Below are 16,321 nucleotides of genomic sequence, written 5' to 3'. Positions count from 1 at the left end.
CCATGGACTTTTCCCGCTTTTTCATCGACAGGCCGATCTTTGCTGCCGTCCTGTCGATTCTGATTTTTATCACAGGGTTAATCGCCATCCCGCTGTTGCCGGTGAGCGAATATCCTGACGTCGTGCCGCCAAGCGTGCAGGTGCGTGCGGAGTACCCGGGCGCTAACCCGAAAGTGATTGCCGAGACCGTGGCGACGCCGCTGGAAGAGGCGATCAACGGCGTTGAGAACATGATGTATATGAAATCCGTCGCGGGCTCGGACGGCGTGCTGGTGACCACCGTCACCTTCCGTCCGGGGACTGACCCCGATCAGGCGCAGGTTCAGGTGCAAAACCGCGTCGCGCAGGCCGAGGCGCGTCTGCCGGAAGACGTGCGGCGTCTGGGCATTACCACCCAGAAGCAGTCGCCCACGCTGACGCTGGTGGTGCATCTGTTTTCGCCAAACGGTAAGTACGATTCGCTGTATATGCGCAACTACGCCACGCTGAAGGTGAAGGACGAGCTGGCGCGTCTGCCCGGCGTCGGCCAGATCCAGATTTTCGGCTCAGGCGAATACGCGATGCGCGTGTGGCTGGACCCAAATAAGGTGGCGGCGCGCGGGCTGACCGCTTCGGACGTGGTCACGGCGATGCAGGAGCAAAACGTACAGGTCTCCGCCGGTCAGCTTGGCGCCGAGCCGCTGCCGAAAGAGAGTGATTTCCTGATCTCCATTAACGCCCAGGGGCGTCTGCACACCGAAGAAGAGTTTGGCAATATTGTCCTGAAAACGACGCAGGACGGTACTGTCGTCCGCCTGCGCGACGTGGCGCGGATTGAAATGGGCTCCGGGAGCTATGCTCTGCGTTCCCAGCTGAACAATAAAGATGCGGTCGGGATTGGTATCTTCCAGTCACCGGGGGCGAACGCCATCGATCTGTCTAACGCGGTGCGCGCGAAAATGGACGAACTGTCGACGCGCTTCCCGGCGGACATGAAGTGGGCGGCACCTTACGATCCGACGGTCTTTGTGCGCGATTCGATCCGTGCGGTGGTGCAAACGCTGCTGGAAGCCGTGGTGCTGGTCGTGCTGGTGGTCATTCTGTTCCTGCAAACCTGGCGCGCGTCGATCATTCCGCTGATCGCGGTGCCGGTGTCGGTGGTGGGTACCTTCAGCATTCTTTACCTGCTCGGCTTCTCGCTGAATACCCTCAGCCTGTTCGGGCTGGTGCTCGCCATCGGTATTGTGGTGGACGACGCCATCGTGGTGGTGGAAAACGTCGAGCGAAACATAGAAGAGGGGCTTGCGCCGCTTGCGGCCGCGCACCAGGCGATGCGTGAAGTGTCCGGGCCGATTATCGCGATTGCGCTGGTGCTGTGCGCGGTATTTGTGCCGATGGCGTTTCTCTCGGGCGTTACCGGTCAGTTCTACAAGCAGTTTGCGGTGACGATCGCGATATCGACGGTGATCTCCGCTATTAACTCGCTGACGCTCTCTCCGGCGCTGGCGGCACTGCTGTTAAAGCCGCACGGCGCGCCGAAGGATTTCCCGACCCGGCTTATCGATCGTCTGTTCGGCTGGATTTTCCGTCCGTTTAACCGCTTTTTCCTCCGCAGCTCAAACGGCTATCAGGGACTGGTGGGTAAAACGCTGGGACGACGCGGCGCGGTATTCGTGGTTTATCTGCTGCTGCTCTGTGCCGCAGGCGTCATGTTTAAAGCGGTGCCCGGCGGGTTTATTCCGACGCAGGACAAGCTTTACCTGATTGGCGGTGTGAAGATGCCGGAAGGCTCTTCGCTGGCGCGTACCGACGCGGTGATCCGCAAAATGAGCGAAATCGGGATGAATACCGAAGGCGTGGACTATGCGGTCGCGTTTCCGGGGCTGAACGCGCTGCAGTTCACCAATACGCCGAATACCGGTACGGTGTTCTTTGGCCTGAAGCCGTTCGATCAGCGTAAACATTCCGCTGCGGAAATTAATGCGGAAATTAATGCGAAAATCGCGCAAATCCAGGAAGGCTTTGGCTTCTCCATTCTGCCGCCGCCGATTTTAGGGCTGGGTCAGGGGTCGGGCTATTCCCTGTACATCCAGGATCGCGGCGGTCTGGGCTATGGCGCGCTGCAGAACGCGGTGAACACCATGTCCGGTGCGATTATGCAGACCCCGGGAATGCATTTCCCGATCTCAACCTACCAGGCTAACGTTCCGCAGCTGGACGTCCAGGTTGACCGCGATAAGGCGAAAGCGCAGGGCGTGTCGCTGACCGATCTTTTCGGGACGCTGCAAACCTATCTGGGCTCGTCGTACGTCAATGACTTCAACCAGTTCGGACGAACCTGGCGCGTGATGGCGCAGGCCGACGGGCAGTTCCGCGACAGCGTCGAAGATATTGCGAATCTGCGCACCCGCAACAGCCAGGGCGAAATGGTGCCGATTGGCAGTATGGTGAAAATCACGACCACCTACGGGCCGGATCCGGTGATCCGTTACAACGGCTACCCGGCGGCGGACCTGATTGGCGATGCCGACCCGCGCGTGCTCTCATCTGCGCAGGCGATGACGCAGCTGGACGCGATGTCTAAGCAGATCCTGCCAAACGGGATGAACATTGAATGGACGGATCTGAGCTTCCAGCAGGCCACTCAGGGCAATACGGCGCTGATCGTCTTCCCGGTGGCGGTGCTGCTGGCGTTCCTGGTGCTGGCGGCGCTGTATGAAAGCTGGACGCTGCCGCTGGCGGTGATCCTCATCGTGCCGATGACCATGCTCTCCGCACTGTTTGGCGTCTGGCTGACCGGGGGCGATAACAACGTCTTCGTGCAGGTGGGGCTGGTGGTGCTGATGGGGCTGGCCTGTAAAAACGCCATTCTTATCGTAGAGTTTGCCCGCGAGCTTGAAATTCAGGGCAAAGGCATCATGGAGGCCGCGCTGGAGGCTTGCCGCCTGCGTTTACGCCCGATTGTGATGACCTCCATCGCCTTTATCGCCGGGACCATTCCACTGATCCTCGGTCACGGCGCTGGCGCAGAAGTGCGCGGCGTCACGGGGATCACGGTATTCTCCGGCATGCTTGGGGTGACGCTGTTTGGTCTGTTCCTGACGCCGGTGTTCTACGTGACGCTGCGTAAGTTCGTGACGCGCGGGAAAAAAGAGGAAAGGGACGTTCTGCCCGCATAAGGACGTTGCCGATAACAAAAAACCGCCTTCATAGTGAAGGCGGTTTTTTTTCGCATCAGGTAAAACGTTATGACGTTTTTTGATACTGGGCAATAAGGTCGGGGAGTGGATCCCATCCGCTGCTGTCGGCGTTTTTCACTGCTTCCAGGGCGCTTGCCACGGTATGGCGGGCCAGTACTGCTAACGAAGCCTCTTCGGCTTCTTCAGAAATTGATTTGAAGTACCAGCAGGCGTTGGCGCTGACCACGCAGCGGGCCGGCACGTCAGGGCGGGAGGCCCACAGCTTTTTATCTTCGATGACCGAAAGGTAGATGTCGCGCAGGGTGATCTCTTCCGGCGGGCGACCAAGATGAATGGAGCCGTTACGGCCAAGCGTTGAGACGATAATGCCATCTCGCGTCAGCGGAACCATCAATTTGCGGATGAAGCTCGGGTTCGCTTCCAGACCGTAGGCCAGAATCGCACTCGTCGAACGTTCACCCAATTGCTCCGCCATCGCTACGCTGAGAACCATCTGCAAAGCTGTCGGGAAGCGGTAATCTAACATTTCTCTGTCCTGGGTTGCGGTGAATCTTGTTCTTTTTGGCACCGCAGAGGTGAATAAGCAATAAACAACAATATAACAAACACGGTAATTTTTTTGAAGCAATCTGCGGCATTTGCGATCAAACCCCCTGTTCTGCTTTAGCTAAACGTGCGGTTCGGGAAGTCTACCGTCACCAGGAGGCCACCTTCTGCAGAGGTTGTCAGGTTTACGCTGCTGTTGTGTTGCTGCGCCACCGCTTTAACGATGGCAAGCCCCAGCCCGCTGCCGCTCTGCACCTGATTAGGATCGCGGAAAAAGCGGTCGAACACGCGCTCCTGCAGCTCGACAGGAATACCCGGGCCCGCATCGGAGACGCGCAGCTGGACGACGCGATCGCCCGCCCGCACGTCGACCTGAATCCGCCCGCCCTCGGGGCTGTACTTCACGGCATTCTCAATGAGATTATCAATCAACGACACCAGGCGTTCCCTGGCGCCGGGGATCCAGACTTCATCCTCGGCAAAGAATTCCAGCTCGATCCTGCGCGCAGACGCTAAGGGTTCCAGCTCGGCCATGCGCTCCTGGACGAGCGTCGTCAGCGGCACGGGCTCCATGACCGTATCAATACTCGCTTCACTGTGCATCATCAGCAGAAGCTGATTGACGAGACGCGCGGCGCGGCTGTTGCTGCGGATCACGCCGGCAAGCAGCTCCTGCTGGCTTTCGCTGATGACCCAGGACTGCAGCGCCTCCACGTTGATGCGCATCGCCGCGAGGGGCGTACGCAGCTCGTGTGCGGCATCCGCGATGAAAACCCGCTCCCTTTCCGCGCTTTCTCGCACCCGGGCAAGGAAGTCATTGATCGCGTCCACCATCTGGCGAAGCTCTCTGTGCTTCGGTACGGCTTTTAACGGAGAGAGATCGTCCGGCGTGCGTAACGTAATTTCATTGACCACCTTATTCCACGGACGCATCGCAATGCGGATGGAGAGCCATGCGGGAAACAGCAGAAAAGGGAAACAAACCAGCAGCGGCAGAATGTAGTATCCGCGCGAGTTCAGGTAGATAAAGAAGTTCCAGCCGCTGGCAGGGGTGAAAAGGGTTACCTCCACGTCGGAGTGGGGCGATTTCAGGGTTCGGCTGGTCCAGATGCGACCCTCACTTTGAACGTGCTCCATTTCACCTTGTCGGGTATTTGTTACCCCTGCGGGTGCTCCGTCGGATGAAAAAATAACGGTATTATTTTTGCGAACGATGAGGTTAATCGACAGCAGGGGATCTTCCCCTCCGCCGTAACCTTCACGCAGCGCCTTGCTGAAGGCCTCCAGCACGGCGGTACGGTCCTGCGGGCGCCCGTCCATACGCTCAGCCAGGGTAAAAACGGTTTCGTACGTTTTGCTGCCCGTGATGATAGGAGGGCTACGCAGGTCCTCCCACAGAATGAAGGTTAAAAAAAGACACCACAGCAGGGTAAGCAGCAGCATCTGGGCGATGATAATTCGCCGTACCAGCGTCGGTCGCCTCAGGTGATACCAGACGTTTTGCATCAACCGGTCACCTTCTGTATTGAGACGGTATCAATAACGTACCCGACGCCCCGGACCGTTCGCACATAGCCGTCGCCGATTTTTCGCCGTAAATTTCCCATATGCACGTCGAGCGCGTTGCTGAGGTTCTCTTTGTTGCCGAATATCCTTTCTTCCAGAAACCGCCGGGTCAGCACGCGGTCCGCGCGCAGCATCAACGTCTCCAGCAGCGCGTATTCACTGGCCGTTAAATCGATATGGCGCGCGCTCACCGTCACGCGACGCGTCGGTATATGAAGAGAGAGCCCGCGAATTTCTATCGCCTCATTCTCAAAACCGTAGCTGCGCCGTGCAAGAGCCCTCACTCGCGCCAGCAGCTCGGCGAGAATAAAAGGTTTGACGAGATAGTCGTCCGCGCCGGCATCCAACCCCCGCAGGCGATCCTGCAATGTCCCTCGCGCCGTCAGGATGATGACCGGGATCCCCTTGAGCTGCTGACGCAAACGCGTCATAAGGCTCATGCCATCTCCGTCGGGCAGGCCGAGGTCGAGCAAAATAAGTTCCGGCACGCAGACGTCAAGCTGATGCAGCGCATCCTCTTTACGGCGAACCCATATGACGTCAAACCCTTGATCTGAGAGAGCGATACGTACGCCATTGCCGAGATCCAGGTCGTCTTCGATTAGTAGAATTTTCACATTGGTAACGGTATCAACCGTGAATGAAGAACATCTTAAGAAAAAAACGGTATCAGGAAATCAGCCTGGTTTACAGCACCTGCTTGCGCTTCAGCGTTTCTTCATTTTCGGCTCATAAGAACCTTAGGGTGAGTATTCAAAATGGGCGTTCTGGCGGTTAACCGCATGCATCGTCATCATTTGAATCCATAAGGACTTCCTTAATGAGAAACATCGAACTGTGTCATACGTTCCCTCATTTACTTTCGGGCCGCTGCCTGAAAACCATCGTCCCGGGCGTCGTTCTGGCGTTACTGGCTACGCCTGTACTGGCGGGAGAACAGCGGCAGGGTAACGTCTTAACCCTGGGGGGCGGCGTGGACGTAGGACCACGCTATTCGGGTTCAGATAAAACCCGCGTCTCAGCGGCTCAGGTAGTGGATTATTCCATGGAAAATGGCTTCTTTATCGGCACCACGCGAGGGATCGGTTACGGTAACAACATCGGCAACCTGGACTACAGCGCAGCGCTGAGCTATAGAACGGGCCGTAAAGATAAAGACGTGAGCAGCGATTCGATCGGCACCGGCAGCGACGAGCTGCGAGGAATGGGGGAGATTAAAGGCTCGGCTATCGTGGTGCCCGGGCTTGAGTACAAGGTGACCGACTGGCTTCACCTGCAGCTGCAGGCTGAGGTACCGGTTTCTGAAAGAGACAACGGTGAAGCGGTACATTTTGGCATTTCCAGCCCGTTCTACACCTCACCAAAAAATGAGGTGGCGCTGGCGCTGACCGGCAGTTGGGGATCGGACAAGTATATGCAGACGTACTACGGGGTAAACGCCGCCCAATCGGCCGCATCGGGTTTTGCCCGACATGACGCCGGGGCCGGGATTTATGCCTGGTCGATGAACCTTGACTGGACCCACAAGCTCTCCTCGCGCTGGAGCGTACTTGCCTCAGCGGGTGTGACGCAGCTGACGGGGGATGCAGCGGACAGCCCGATCGTGCAACGCAAAACGTCACCCACGGGGAGTTTGAAGGTGACGTATAGTTTTTAGCTTGTGGTTTTGAGCGTGCACCAGCGGTAATTTAAGCCCCTCCGGTTGAGACGGTGGGGCGGTTTCCCTTACAGACAGTTACAGCACTGCACACATGGTTGACGGATTTATCTAAAGCTCCATTGGGCCGTGATGACAAAAACGGAGGGGATGATAATACCCACATCCATACCAAAATAAGACGTAAAATTATACTGAAATCCATGATATATGTAGGGAGAAAAACCTATCCCTGTTACTTTTTTAAAATCATGGTATGAACCATGGTCGCCACAATCATCGAAAGTATCAAAGAAAAATTCGCCTACATATCCATAGATTCCCTTAAAAACCCAACCGTTATTCCATCCAGCCCAGTCTCTTCTTACACCGGCGGCCAGACATCTGTCATTAAAGCTGTTTTTCATTGTGCCTAGCACAACACTATATTTCGACGTATCCGAGAATTTCCGCTCCACGGATATAAACTTGTTTTCAAAGTTCTCCGTGTATTGTCCGTGATTATTTGTCAGATGATAAACGTATGAGCCAGTGTTAATTGAATACAGATTTATTTCATCTGCAGAGCAATTCAATGTCGCCAGATAAAAACTTCCGCACCAAAGCCATGCGGGGTATCTTTTCAGGACTATCTGCTTATGTGGAATATTATCCATATTCGCTCGCTTTGGCTAACGTACTGAAATTTTAAAGGGTGATTTTCGATCTGCAGTTGCAAAAATTTTAGCATATATACGGAAACTTGAGATACTCACGTAATGGGGCGGGGGATGAGATCGCCTTACAGAACATGTTCAGCAAACCATTTCGCCCACACGCTTACAATGCTCAAAATCCGCTTTTTTATGGCCCCTTAATTCATAGCCCCAGGTATAATGTCTGCTCAGATAAACGGCAAAGAGGAGGTGACAAGATGCTGACATATATCACCATAGGTACTAATGACCTTCAGCGCTCCGTGGCGTTTTATGACGCTGTTTTTAACGTGCTTGGCTATTCACGTTTGCCTGCCTGGACAGAGAACTGGGCAATGTGGGGAGATGAAAATCATCCGGATGAGGGATTCAGCTTCTGTATTTGCCCTCCTTTTGACGGGCATCCCGCAACGGTGGGAAACGGGACAATGTTCGCATTCCGTGCAGATAACGCGGACCTTGTCAGACGTTTCCATGCAGCAGGACTTCTTGCAGGAGGGAAAAATGAAGGCGCGCCAGGGACACGAACCGCGTACGGCCCCGATTTTTATGTTGCCTATCTTCGCGATCCTGACGGGAATAAGCTGGCATGTGTTTTTCAGCACTATTCGCCGGAAGCAGATGAAAATTCAAAGGAACAATAGTTACTCCATGGATGAAATTTTGGGATGTTTAGCGGTGACGAAATCAGCCGTGCAATAAAGCTTTATCAATAAAGGTGTCTACCGCAAATTGTGAAAATAACGCTGTTGTTCCATAGTTGCTGAAGCAGTTTTGAGCGAGGAGTGGACGCTGGCCTTTTATACTCGCCGATCTGTCTGACGTATGTATCATAGATTCATAGGCTCATGACTATAGTTTTCTCGACTCTATGACATCGCTATTCCAGACGATATGAGAGAAGGTGAGATTGCCAGCGTGCAGCACTGCAGCGTCCGGCCAGGCCAACCCCGGCTAAGGGGTAGTTTATGAACTATGTTTAATACCAGTCAGAAAAGTACGATGGCTGTAGTTTTATCAGGAACTGAGATCCGGCGGCCTCAGTCCGGAGCATTTGAAAGCCAGAACCTCACTGAGAAGTGTGCCAGCATGACGTGGCAAATATCCCTGTCCGGAGAAGAATGTGTTCGGAAAACTATTGTTAAACTACATGCCAGGTTTACAGAATTTGTTAGCCTACGATAAAAGCTGGCTAAAACATGATGTTAAAGCCGGATTATCCGTTGCGGCTGTAGCGCTACCTGTTGCAATTGCTTACGCTGAGCTGGCGGGTGTTGGGGCAATTGTAGGGCTCTATTCCTGCGTTTTACCAATGATAGCTTACGCACTGTTTGGCTCTTCACGCCAGCTTATTGTGGGCCCAGATGCAACGACATGCGCGGTGATTGCGGCCGTCGTGTTTCCGCTTTCTGCGGGGAATCCCGAACTACACTGGCAGCTGACAATTATCATGACATTGATGATGGGCGGGTGGTGCCTGCTTGCCAGTAAATTCCGCCTGGGCGCACTTGCCGATCTGCTTTCTCATCCCATTCTTACCGGCCTGCTTAACGGCGTAGCGGTGACGATTATTGTCGGGCAACTAGGCAAGGTGTTGGGGATTAAGCTTGATGAGGCGCAGGTTATTGAAAAAATAATCGCCTTGCCAGGCCGACTTTCAGATAGCCATTTATTAACCGTAGGGATATCCCTTTTTACGTTAATTATTTTAATGGCGATTAAAACGTATCGCAGCCAGTGGCCAGCGCCTTTAATTGCTATTGTGATAACAACGGCGCTGGTATGGGTGACCTCTGCGCAACAGTATGGAATTGCCACGATTGGGGGTGAAGGCTTCCAGCCCGGTTTACCCGTCGTTAACTGGGGGGCGTTCCAGCCCGGTCCGATGCGTGATTTAGTGATCCCGGCGCTGAACCTGGCGTTGGTCAGTTTTGTCAGCCTGATGCTGACCGCCCGCAGTTTCGCCGCGAAAAATGGCTATGAAATTAATGCTGATGCAGAGTTCAGAGCACTGGGTATTGCGAATATTATGTCGGGATTATCTCAGGGGTTTGCAATCAGTGGCGCCGATTCCCGGACCGCAGTTAATGATTCAGTTGGGGGGAAAAGCCAGCTGGTTTCGGTGGTCGCAGCTTTGATCATTGGTATTGTCGTGGTGTTTTTCACTCAGCCATTACAATACATTCCGGTATCTGCGTTAGGTATAGTTCTAATGTATGCCTCGTGGTCATTAATTGATTTACGTGGACTATGGAACCTGAGGCGCAGAAATAAGCAGGCATTTCGTCTGGCCTTTTTCACGTTTGGCTGCGTTTTAATTATCGGCGTTATCCAGGGGATCGGCCTTGCGGTGTTGCTTGGGTTATTACAATTCCTTCGTACAGTGTTTCGTCCCTCTGAGCACCTGCTGGGCACTGACGACGATGGAATGATTCACTCATTAGGAAATACTAACGATATTAAAATGGTCCCGGGCGTGCTGATGTATCGATTTAACTCGCCGTTGACCTATTTTAACGTGGCTTATTTTAAACGTCGGGTTTTGAACCTGGTTGATGGGGCAGCCTTACAGCCTAAATGGGTGGTCATTGATGCCGTTGCCTGCTTCACCTATTCAGACATCAGCGTTCTGGCAACCATTAATGAGTTAAAGCGCGATCTGAAAGGTCGACAGATTAAATTAATCCTCGCGGGCAGGAAAACGGAGTTAACCCGCTGGTTTAAAGAGAGTCGGCCAACAATGAATGATGATGACATGATTCTGGCGCCAGACCTCTACCTGGCACTTCGGTTCATTCAAAGTAAAGAGAGTGCGAGTGAGGGGGAATCAGTCGGTGATACACAACCAAATACTGGTTAAAGGCTTGTAACGCATGCTACTCGCAGGCAGGGAGCAGGGAACGCTCACAATTTCTTCCACCGAGGCTCAACTACTGTTGGCCTGGACAGTGAGATGTTCCTTGCCCGTTTTACCTTCTTCTTCCATCTATCTCAGTAAAAACTGAATCAGCTGAACAAAGATATACCCTGCCGCCGCCACTCGTATTGCCTGCCAACCCCATCTGAGATAGCGCCATTCATAGCGTTCTCTGGCATTAGCCTCTGCTATAGCGGAGTCATAACGCTTTTTTTTCTTTCTCCTGACTACGTCTATTACCCACAGGACGAGAATAAAGATAATGATGGTTTTCAGAAATATGGGATTATCCATTAAAAATGACTCCGGCTTGCTCGCTGAAAAAGCAGAATAGATGAACAGTCGTCACGTATCTACCACTAAATTTGTGGGTATACGGGAGGTTTTATCCTGATTCGATTTTGAGATGGTCCTGCCCATAGCCGGTTTCTCCGCTGTGAATGCGCAATTTGTGGTGCGAAGTATCTGGCTGGCGGCTACAAGCAAGGAGCGGACCTCGAGCGCCACCATTCATTTTCACCGGGACAAAAATAGATAGGGTCGTGCCTACAAATAAATAAACTCATAATTCACAATGTAACTTCCAATATTATTAACGCGGGCCGTTACCCACACTCCAGTCATTCCCTGCTTACGGTGGCTGTGCAGATACTCTTTGTTTGTACAGAGCTGAACCCATCTGTTGGTGTTCTGATCTTTTAACCAGAGACCCGCTTCACAATGGCTATACTTACCTCTCGAAGGACCCGGAAAGACAACCTCATATTCAGATTCATAGCCAATTATTTTGTCCGGGAAGAGATAGACATAAATATCATAACAATTTAAGCTCAATACAAACCCAAGGCAAAAGCCGCTAAAAAAAGCATTGGCAAAATATTCAAATGTTTTGTTGAAAGTGCGCAGATAAAAAGCGCGCATAACAAAAATTATTCCAGTCAAAACGCCAAAAGAAATATATGTTATCCATTCAGGAACGGATTTTTTTAATATTGTATTATGGGAGATGCCAGATGCCCATGACATATACCAGAGCCACCCACCTAAAACGATCAATATCACGGCTGTAACAAGTAATTTCTTACGCTTGTCTTCGAAGGAATAATTTTTATTCATGGTTTTGTTTTTATGTATCAAACGAAAGTGTTGACCTTACCAGGAAAAGCTATTTTATATTATTAAATTCAATATGCCTCCTGTTTCGAGTTAAATTTTTTAAGTCTCCTCTTTTGACCGTAGCTTGCCCGCCATCCTCGAGCAAGCCACACTCCTTATCGATACAGCGTCTTTTCCGCAACCGGAATAAGCAGCCTCGATCGCCAGTCCGCGAGCGTCAACTGCGCAAGCCTGCCCAGCGCGGTATAAAACGGATGCCCGGCGTTGTCGACAAACACGGACAGGAAGCGGGTGCTCCACGGCAGCAGGTGCCACGCCAGAAGCCGATCGCACTCAGCATCGCGACCATTCTCGGCAAGCCACGCTGCCAGCAGCAGCAATGTCCCAAAGTGGTCTTCCGGTTCGTTCTGCTGCATCTCAAACGCGATATTGTTCTCCCGCATCCACTGACGCAGGGCGAGGGTCGAGTCGCCGAACAGCACGGATTCGCGGTCGAGCCAGACGGAGCCCCACGGTGGAGCGGGCAGGGCGTAAGGGCCAATAAACAGCCGTTGCCACGCGTCCGTCAGCGGCTCGTCGGCAGGCGAGGCAAAGGATTCGGCAATGGGCTGCAGCGTTTCCGGCAGCAGAGGCCAGTCCTGAACCCAGTCGCCCGCGGTTAGGGCCTGGACCAGCGGAGCAGCCTGCTCGCTGTCGGGTGCAAAATAAAACAGCGCGCCCAGCACCCGGGCGCTGAACGCGAACGATTCACGCTGTGAGACGTCTTTCATTACATCTTCCTTGCTCGCGCGGATTTCGCCCGCGCGACTGTGTTAAACCAATTTATAGACCATAGAATAAACAACGGTCATGCGCTTCACTTTTTAGACCTTCTCGATCTGCACCAGATTGGTGTGCTGCGGGTTGCCTTTTGCCAGCGGCGACGGGCGGTGCGTGGTAAGCGTGTTGATGCATGAGCCGTGGTCGATACGATCGCCGTTCATGTTGGCGTCGTGCCAGGCACCCTGGCCCATGGCGCTCACGCCGGGCATGATGCGCGGCGTGACTTTCGCTTCAATTCTCACCTCACCGCGATCGTTAAACACGCGCACCGTATCCCCGTTCTTAATACCGCGTTTTTCGGCATCAACAGGATTAAGCCAGACCTCCTGGCGGCAGGCTGCTTTAAGCACGTCGACGTTACCGTAGCTTGAGTGGGTACGGGCTTTGAAGTGGAAGCCAAACAGCTGCAGCGGGAACCGCGCGCGCTCGGGCGCATCCCAGCCGTCAAAGGTCGAGGCATAGACGGGCAGAGGGCTGATGGTCTCATCTTTTTCAAGCTCCCAGGTGGCCGCAATCTCCGCCAGCTTGCTGGAGTAAATCTCAATCTTGCCCGAAGGCGTTTTCAGCGGATTGGCATCCGGGTTTTCGCGGAACTTTTTATAGGCCACAAAATGTCCGTTCGGATCTTTACGCTTGTAAATGCCCATTTTTTTCAGCTCGTTATAGGACGGCAGCTGAGGGTCTTTTTCGAGCATTTTGGCATACAGATACTGCAGCCACTGCTCCTGCGTGCGTCCTTCGGTAAATTTCTGATGGATATCCGGCCCGAGGCGTTTCGCCACTTCGCTCATGATCCAGTAGATGGGCTTGCGCTCAAACTTCGGCGCAGTCACGGGCTGGAGGAAAATCAGGTAGCCCATATTGCCCGCATAATCGTTAGGAATGATGTCTTCCTGCTCGACGGTCATCAGGTCCGGCAGGATAATATCGGCGTATTTCGCTGACGACGTCATGAAGTTATCGATGACCACAATCATTTCGCACTTGCTTTCATCCTGCAGGATATCGTGGGTTTTATTGATATCGGAGTGCTGGTTGATGATGGTATTGCCCGCGTAGTTCCAGATGAACTTAATCGGCACGTCCAGCTTATCCTTTCCGCGTACGCCGTCGCGCAGGGCGGTCATTTCCGGCCCGCGGGCGATGGCGTCCGTCCAGCTGAAGCAGGAGATTTGCGTTTTGACCGGGTTATCCGGCAGCGGCATACGCTCAATGGTGATGGTGTAGGTCGACTCTCGCGCGCCGCTGTTCCCGCCGTTGATCCCCACGTTTCCGGTGAGGATCGGCAGCATCGCGATGGCGCGCGAGGTCAGCTCGCCGTTCGCCTGACGCTGGGGTCCCCAGCCCTGACAGATATAGGCCGGCTTCGCGGAGCCAATTTCCCGGGCAAGCTTAACGATGCGTTCTGCGGGAATGCCGGTGATGCGTGAGGCCCACTCCGGCGTTTTCGCCGTGTGGTCATCGCCCTGGCCGAGAATATACGCTTTGTAGTGACCGTTAGCGGGCGCGCCTTCCGGCAGCGTTTTTTGGTCGTAGCCAACGCAGTATTTGTCCAGGAACGGCTGGTCGACCAGGTTTTCGTCGATTAATACCCAGGCAATACCCGCCACCAGCGCGGCATCGGTTCCAGGACGGATCGGGATCCATTCATCTTCGCGTCCGGCTGCCGTGTCGGTGTAGCGCGGGTCGATAACAATCATGCGCGCGTTGGACCGCTCGCGGGCCTGCTCAAGATAGTATGTAATCCCGCCGCCGCTCATGCGCGTTTCCGCCGGGTTATTGCCGAACATCACCACCAGTTTAGTGTTTTCGATATCCGAGGTGCTGTTGCCGTCGTTGCTGCCATAGGTGTAGGGCATCGCGCAGGCAATTTGCGCCGTGCTGTAGGTGCCGTAGTGGCTCAGGAAACCGCCGTAGCAGTTCATCAGGCGCGCCACCAGCGAAGCGTAAGGGGAAGAGCGGGTGATATTGCCGCCGACAATTCCGGAAGAGTAGTTGATATACACCGCTTCGTTGCCATATTTAGCCACCACGTCTTTCAGGCTGGCGGTGATAGTGTCGAGCGCTTCATCCCACGTGATGCGTTCAAACCTGCCTTCGCCGCGTTTGCCCACGCGCTTCATCGGGTAGTTCAGACGGTCAGGGTGATTGATGCGGCGGCGGATTGAACGTCCGCGCAGGCAGGCGCGCACCTGGTGATCGCCATACACATCCTCGCCGGTGTTGTCCGTTTCGACCCAGTACACTTCGTTGTCACGCACGTGCAGACGCAGCGCACAGCGGCTGCCGCAGTTGACAGAGCAGGCGCCCCACACGACGGTATCTTCAGGGGGCTGGACGGCGCCCTTCACCGCGGCGGCAGCGCTTTTAAGACCAAATGGAAGCGAGATCCCACCAGCGGCAAGCGCCAGAGAACCTATCGCCGTAGATTTCACGAGAGTTCGACGGCTAATTCCGCCGTGATTTTCAGCATCGGACATGGCTCACCCCATCATTATAATTGCGTATTATTTTTCCCGAAATGATATCCGGGCTAATGATGGGGTGAGTGTCACTAATTTGGGGAGACTAAATATTAATCCTTATCAAATCAAAGTGGATTGAAGCTCAATTACTGAGGTTCAGCTGCCGCACCGCTGCCAGTGCGGGTGTACAAAATCTTAAACGTGTCGTTAGCGCAGTGGCCCACCACCTGCGTGCCCGGCTGGTCGGCCTGGTCGTTCGGCACGATGTTCAGCGTAAAACCTGACTCAGGCACGCCGTTGTTGACGATCTTCTGCTGAATGTCGCTTTTCACGCGCTCGCAGGAATCCGGTGCCGCCAGCGCGGCCGTCGAGGCACTCATTAACAGCAGGGCGGTAATCCAGGGTAACCGTTTCATCTGTAGCTCCTTTTCTCTGTGTGTTGAGTTAGTGTAGCAGGGGAGGCGTAAGTCTATGTTTTTATCTGTAATTTTCTGATTAATCTTAATGCTGTTACGCGTAGCTGGCTCCCCCGCGCGGCGAGCCGCTATCATTTAATCGAACGAGAATGCTCTGGTGAGACATTCTCAAATATTTCATCAAAAAAACGATGAAACGCATTAAAGCACTCAGCAATCATCTGGCTGGCTTTATTTCTTTCCTCTTCCGTTAAATTCAGGGTATCTACAATTTCATCCTCGCTCCCCATTGAATGTCCAGTCTCATGACTCAAATGTAAATGACCGCAGTATTCCAGCTGTTTATCCGTGCCCTTTGTTATGGATGCCAACGTATCAAATGTCGCATTGCCGGTTGCCTCCATGACTTCAATCACAATTAAACGCATTTTGGCGCTTTGATTGTGAAGGGCCTGAATTAAATGGTAAGTCAGCTTTCGGCTGTTAATCAGGTTATCAGACCACAGAAAGCTCAGGTGTTCTGTGAGGCTAGCGGCGGAATTTTGCCCGCTGGTCTGCAGATCGTTTAGAAACCAGGGCCAGTGTTCGGCATCCTCCCTCGCATGGGTATTCACTGCCCGTTCCAGCGCATTGGCGGGCGTCGCAAACGGCAAAATATATTTATTAATATCGGCAAAGCTCATGACAAAATGTGAAATATAGGGTAAAAACCTCAGGCGCTCATCAAGAGATAATGTATCGTCATTGAGATAATTAAATAACGGATGATTCAGGAAGTTCATTTTGTGATATTCAATCTCTTTTGAAATGCCCGTCATAATATATCCTTTAGCGTTGACCGTTCCCCATAAAATATAGCCTGGTTTCCCGTCTGCGTGGGCGAAGCCGGTTTTCTCCGCGTTCAGATGATTCGTTTTCACTATCGCGTAAGCCGCTGTATTT

At 53.4% G+C, this 16,321-nt stretch carries 14 protein-coding genes; 4 read left to right on the top strand and 10 right to left on the bottom strand.

Features of this window, described 5'->3' with window-relative positions; genetic code table 11:
• Positions 1 to 2 precede the first annotated feature (2 nt).
• Positions 3 to 3,158 (top strand): multidrug efflux RND transporter permease subunit OqxB, encoded by a 3,156-nt coding sequence (gene oqxB, locus UR504_RS01830; RefSeq protein WP_111965742.1) that lies wholly within the window; start codon positions 3 to 5, stop codon positions 3,156 to 3,158.
• A gap of 67 nt (positions 3,159 to 3,225) precedes the next feature.
• Here the strand turns inward: oqxB and UR504_RS01825 are convergent, their stop codons facing one another.
• The 3 genes from UR504_RS01825 to UR504_RS01815 form a co-directional block, all read right to left on the bottom strand.
• The gene (locus UR504_RS01825; protein WP_029739386.1) at positions 3,226 to 3,705 is read right to left on the bottom strand and encodes an RrF2 family transcriptional regulator; all 480 of its coding nucleotides are present in this window, start codon (positions 3,703 to 3,705) and stop codon (positions 3,226 to 3,228) included.
• A gap of 137 nt (positions 3,706 to 3,842) precedes the next feature.
• A complete protein-coding gene (locus tag UR504_RS01820; RefSeq protein ID WP_136194777.1) occupies positions 3,843 to 5,231 on the bottom strand; it encodes a sensor histidine kinase in 1,389 nt (462 codons plus the stop codon).
• On the bottom strand, positions 5,231 to 5,908 hold the full coding sequence (locus UR504_RS01815) for a response regulator transcription factor (RefSeq protein ID WP_111965744.1): 678 nt from the start codon (positions 5,906 to 5,908) through the stop codon (positions 5,231 to 5,233). Before UR504_RS01815 ends, UR504_RS01820 begins: the two co-directional genes overlap by 1 nt.
• A 203-nt stretch (positions 5,909 to 6,111) precedes the next feature.
• Here UR504_RS01815 and UR504_RS01810 point away from each other — a divergent pair, with 203 nt between their 5' ends.
• Entirely contained in the window at positions 6,112 to 6,948 is an 837-nt protein-coding gene (locus tag UR504_RS01810; RefSeq protein ID WP_302234853.1) for a MipA/OmpV family protein, read from the top strand.
• A 107-nt stretch (positions 6,949 to 7,055) separates the two neighbouring features.
• On the opposite strand, the gene UR504_RS01805 is transcribed toward UR504_RS01810, so the two are convergent.
• Entirely contained in the window at positions 7,056 to 7,604 is a 549-nt protein-coding gene (locus UR504_RS01805; RefSeq protein WP_223582071.1) for a hypothetical protein, read from the bottom strand.
• Between the two features lie 257 nt (positions 7,605 to 7,861).
• Between UR504_RS01805 and UR504_RS01800 the strand changes: the two genes are divergently transcribed.
• A complete protein-coding gene (locus tag UR504_RS01800; RefSeq protein ID WP_302234854.1) occupies positions 7,862 to 8,287 on the top strand; it encodes a VOC family protein in 426 nt (141 codons plus the stop codon).
• Between the two features lie 479 nt (positions 8,288 to 8,766).
• Entirely contained in the window at positions 8,767 to 10,503 is a 1,737-nt protein-coding gene (locus UR504_RS01795; RefSeq protein ID WP_111965747.1) for a SulP family inorganic anion transporter, read from the top strand.
• A gap of 126 nt (positions 10,504 to 10,629) precedes the next feature.
• On the opposite strand, the gene UR504_RS01790 is transcribed toward UR504_RS01795, so the two are convergent.
• The 6 genes from UR504_RS01790 to UR504_RS01765 all read right to left on the bottom strand — a co-directional run bounded on the left by UR504_RS01790 (position 10,630) and on the right by UR504_RS01765 (position 16,299).
• Positions 10,630 to 10,854 (bottom strand): hypothetical protein, encoded by a 225-nt coding sequence (locus tag UR504_RS01790; protein ID WP_111965748.1) that lies wholly within the window; start codon positions 10,852 to 10,854, stop codon positions 10,630 to 10,632.
• Between the two features lie 252 nt (positions 10,855 to 11,106).
• Positions 11,107 to 11,676, bottom strand: a complete 570-nt coding sequence (locus UR504_RS01785; protein ID WP_249577030.1) for a hypothetical protein — start codon at positions 11,674 to 11,676, stop codon at positions 11,107 to 11,109.
• 155 nt (positions 11,677 to 11,831) lie between these two features.
• Positions 11,832 to 12,446, bottom strand: coding sequence for a Tat proofreading chaperone DmsD (gene dmsD, locus UR504_RS01780; protein ID WP_302234855.1), 615 nt, complete (start codon positions 12,444 to 12,446; stop codon positions 11,832 to 11,834).
• A gap of 93 nt (positions 12,447 to 12,539) precedes the next feature.
• Complete coding sequence (gene ynfE, locus UR504_RS01775) at positions 12,540 to 14,978, bottom strand: selenate/tellurate reductase subunit YnfE (RefSeq protein WP_320739255.1); 2,439 nt, start codon at positions 14,976 to 14,978, stop codon at positions 12,540 to 12,542.
• Between the two features lie 131 nt (positions 14,979 to 15,109).
• Positions 15,110 to 15,379 carry a DUF1161 domain-containing protein gene (locus UR504_RS01770; RefSeq protein WP_021241220.1) on the bottom strand — a complete coding sequence of 90 codons (270 nt, stop codon included), beginning with the start codon at positions 15,377 to 15,379 and terminating at the stop codon, positions 15,110 to 15,112.
• A gap of 131 nt (positions 15,380 to 15,510) precedes the next feature.
• A complete protein-coding gene (locus UR504_RS01765; RefSeq protein WP_320739253.1) occupies positions 15,511 to 16,299 on the bottom strand; it encodes a hypothetical protein in 789 nt (262 codons plus the stop codon).
• Positions 16,300 to 16,321: the final 22 nt, after the last annotated feature.

Source organism: Enterobacter sp. 241F3, from assembly GCF_034106785.1.
Lineage (GTDB): Bacteria > Pseudomonadota > Gammaproteobacteria > Enterobacterales > Enterobacteriaceae > Enterobacter > Enterobacter vonholyi.
The sequence above is the reverse complement of the archived record's forward strand: the minus strand, read 5'-3'. Positions and strand labels throughout refer to the sequence as shown.

Excerpts from the sequence above, each read along its gene's own strand:
- oqxB (WP_111965742.1), top strand. The coding sequence starts at position 3 with ATGGACTTTTCCCGCTTTTTCATCGACAGGCCGATCTTTGCTGCCGTC.
- UR504_RS01825 (WP_029739386.1), bottom strand. The coding sequence starts at position 3,705 with ATGTTAGATTACCGCTTCCCGACAGCTTTGCAGATGGTTCTCAGCGTA.
- UR504_RS01820 (WP_136194777.1), bottom strand. The coding sequence starts at position 5,231 with ATGCAAAACGTCTGGTATCACCTGAGGCGACCGACGCTGGTACGGCGA.
- UR504_RS01810 (WP_302234853.1), top strand. The coding sequence starts at position 6,112 with ATGAGAAACATCGAACTGTGTCATACGTTCCCTCATTTACTTTCGGGC.
- UR504_RS01805 (WP_223582071.1), bottom strand. The coding sequence starts at position 7,604 with ATGGATAATATTCCACATAAGCAGATAGTCCTGAAAAGATACCCCGCA.
- UR504_RS01800 (WP_302234854.1), top strand. The coding sequence starts at position 7,862 with ATGCTGACATATATCACCATAGGTACTAATGACCTTCAGCGCTCCGTG.
- UR504_RS01790 (WP_111965748.1), bottom strand. The coding sequence starts at position 10,854 with ATGGATAATCCCATATTTCTGAAAACCATCATTATCTTTATTCTCGTC.
- UR504_RS01785 (WP_249577030.1), bottom strand. The coding sequence starts at position 11,676 with ATGAATAAAAATTATTCCTTCGAAGACAAGCGTAAGAAATTACTTGTT.
- dmsD (WP_302234855.1), bottom strand. The coding sequence starts at position 12,446 with ATGAAAGACGTCTCACAGCGTGAATCGTTCGCGTTCAGCGCCCGGGTG.
- ynfE (WP_320739255.1), bottom strand. The coding sequence starts at position 14,978 with ATGTCCGATGCTGAAAATCACGGCGGAATTAGCCGTCGAACTCTCGTG.
- UR504_RS01770 (WP_021241220.1), bottom strand. The coding sequence starts at position 15,379 with ATGAAACGGTTACCCTGGATTACCGCCCTGCTGTTAATGAGTGCCTCG.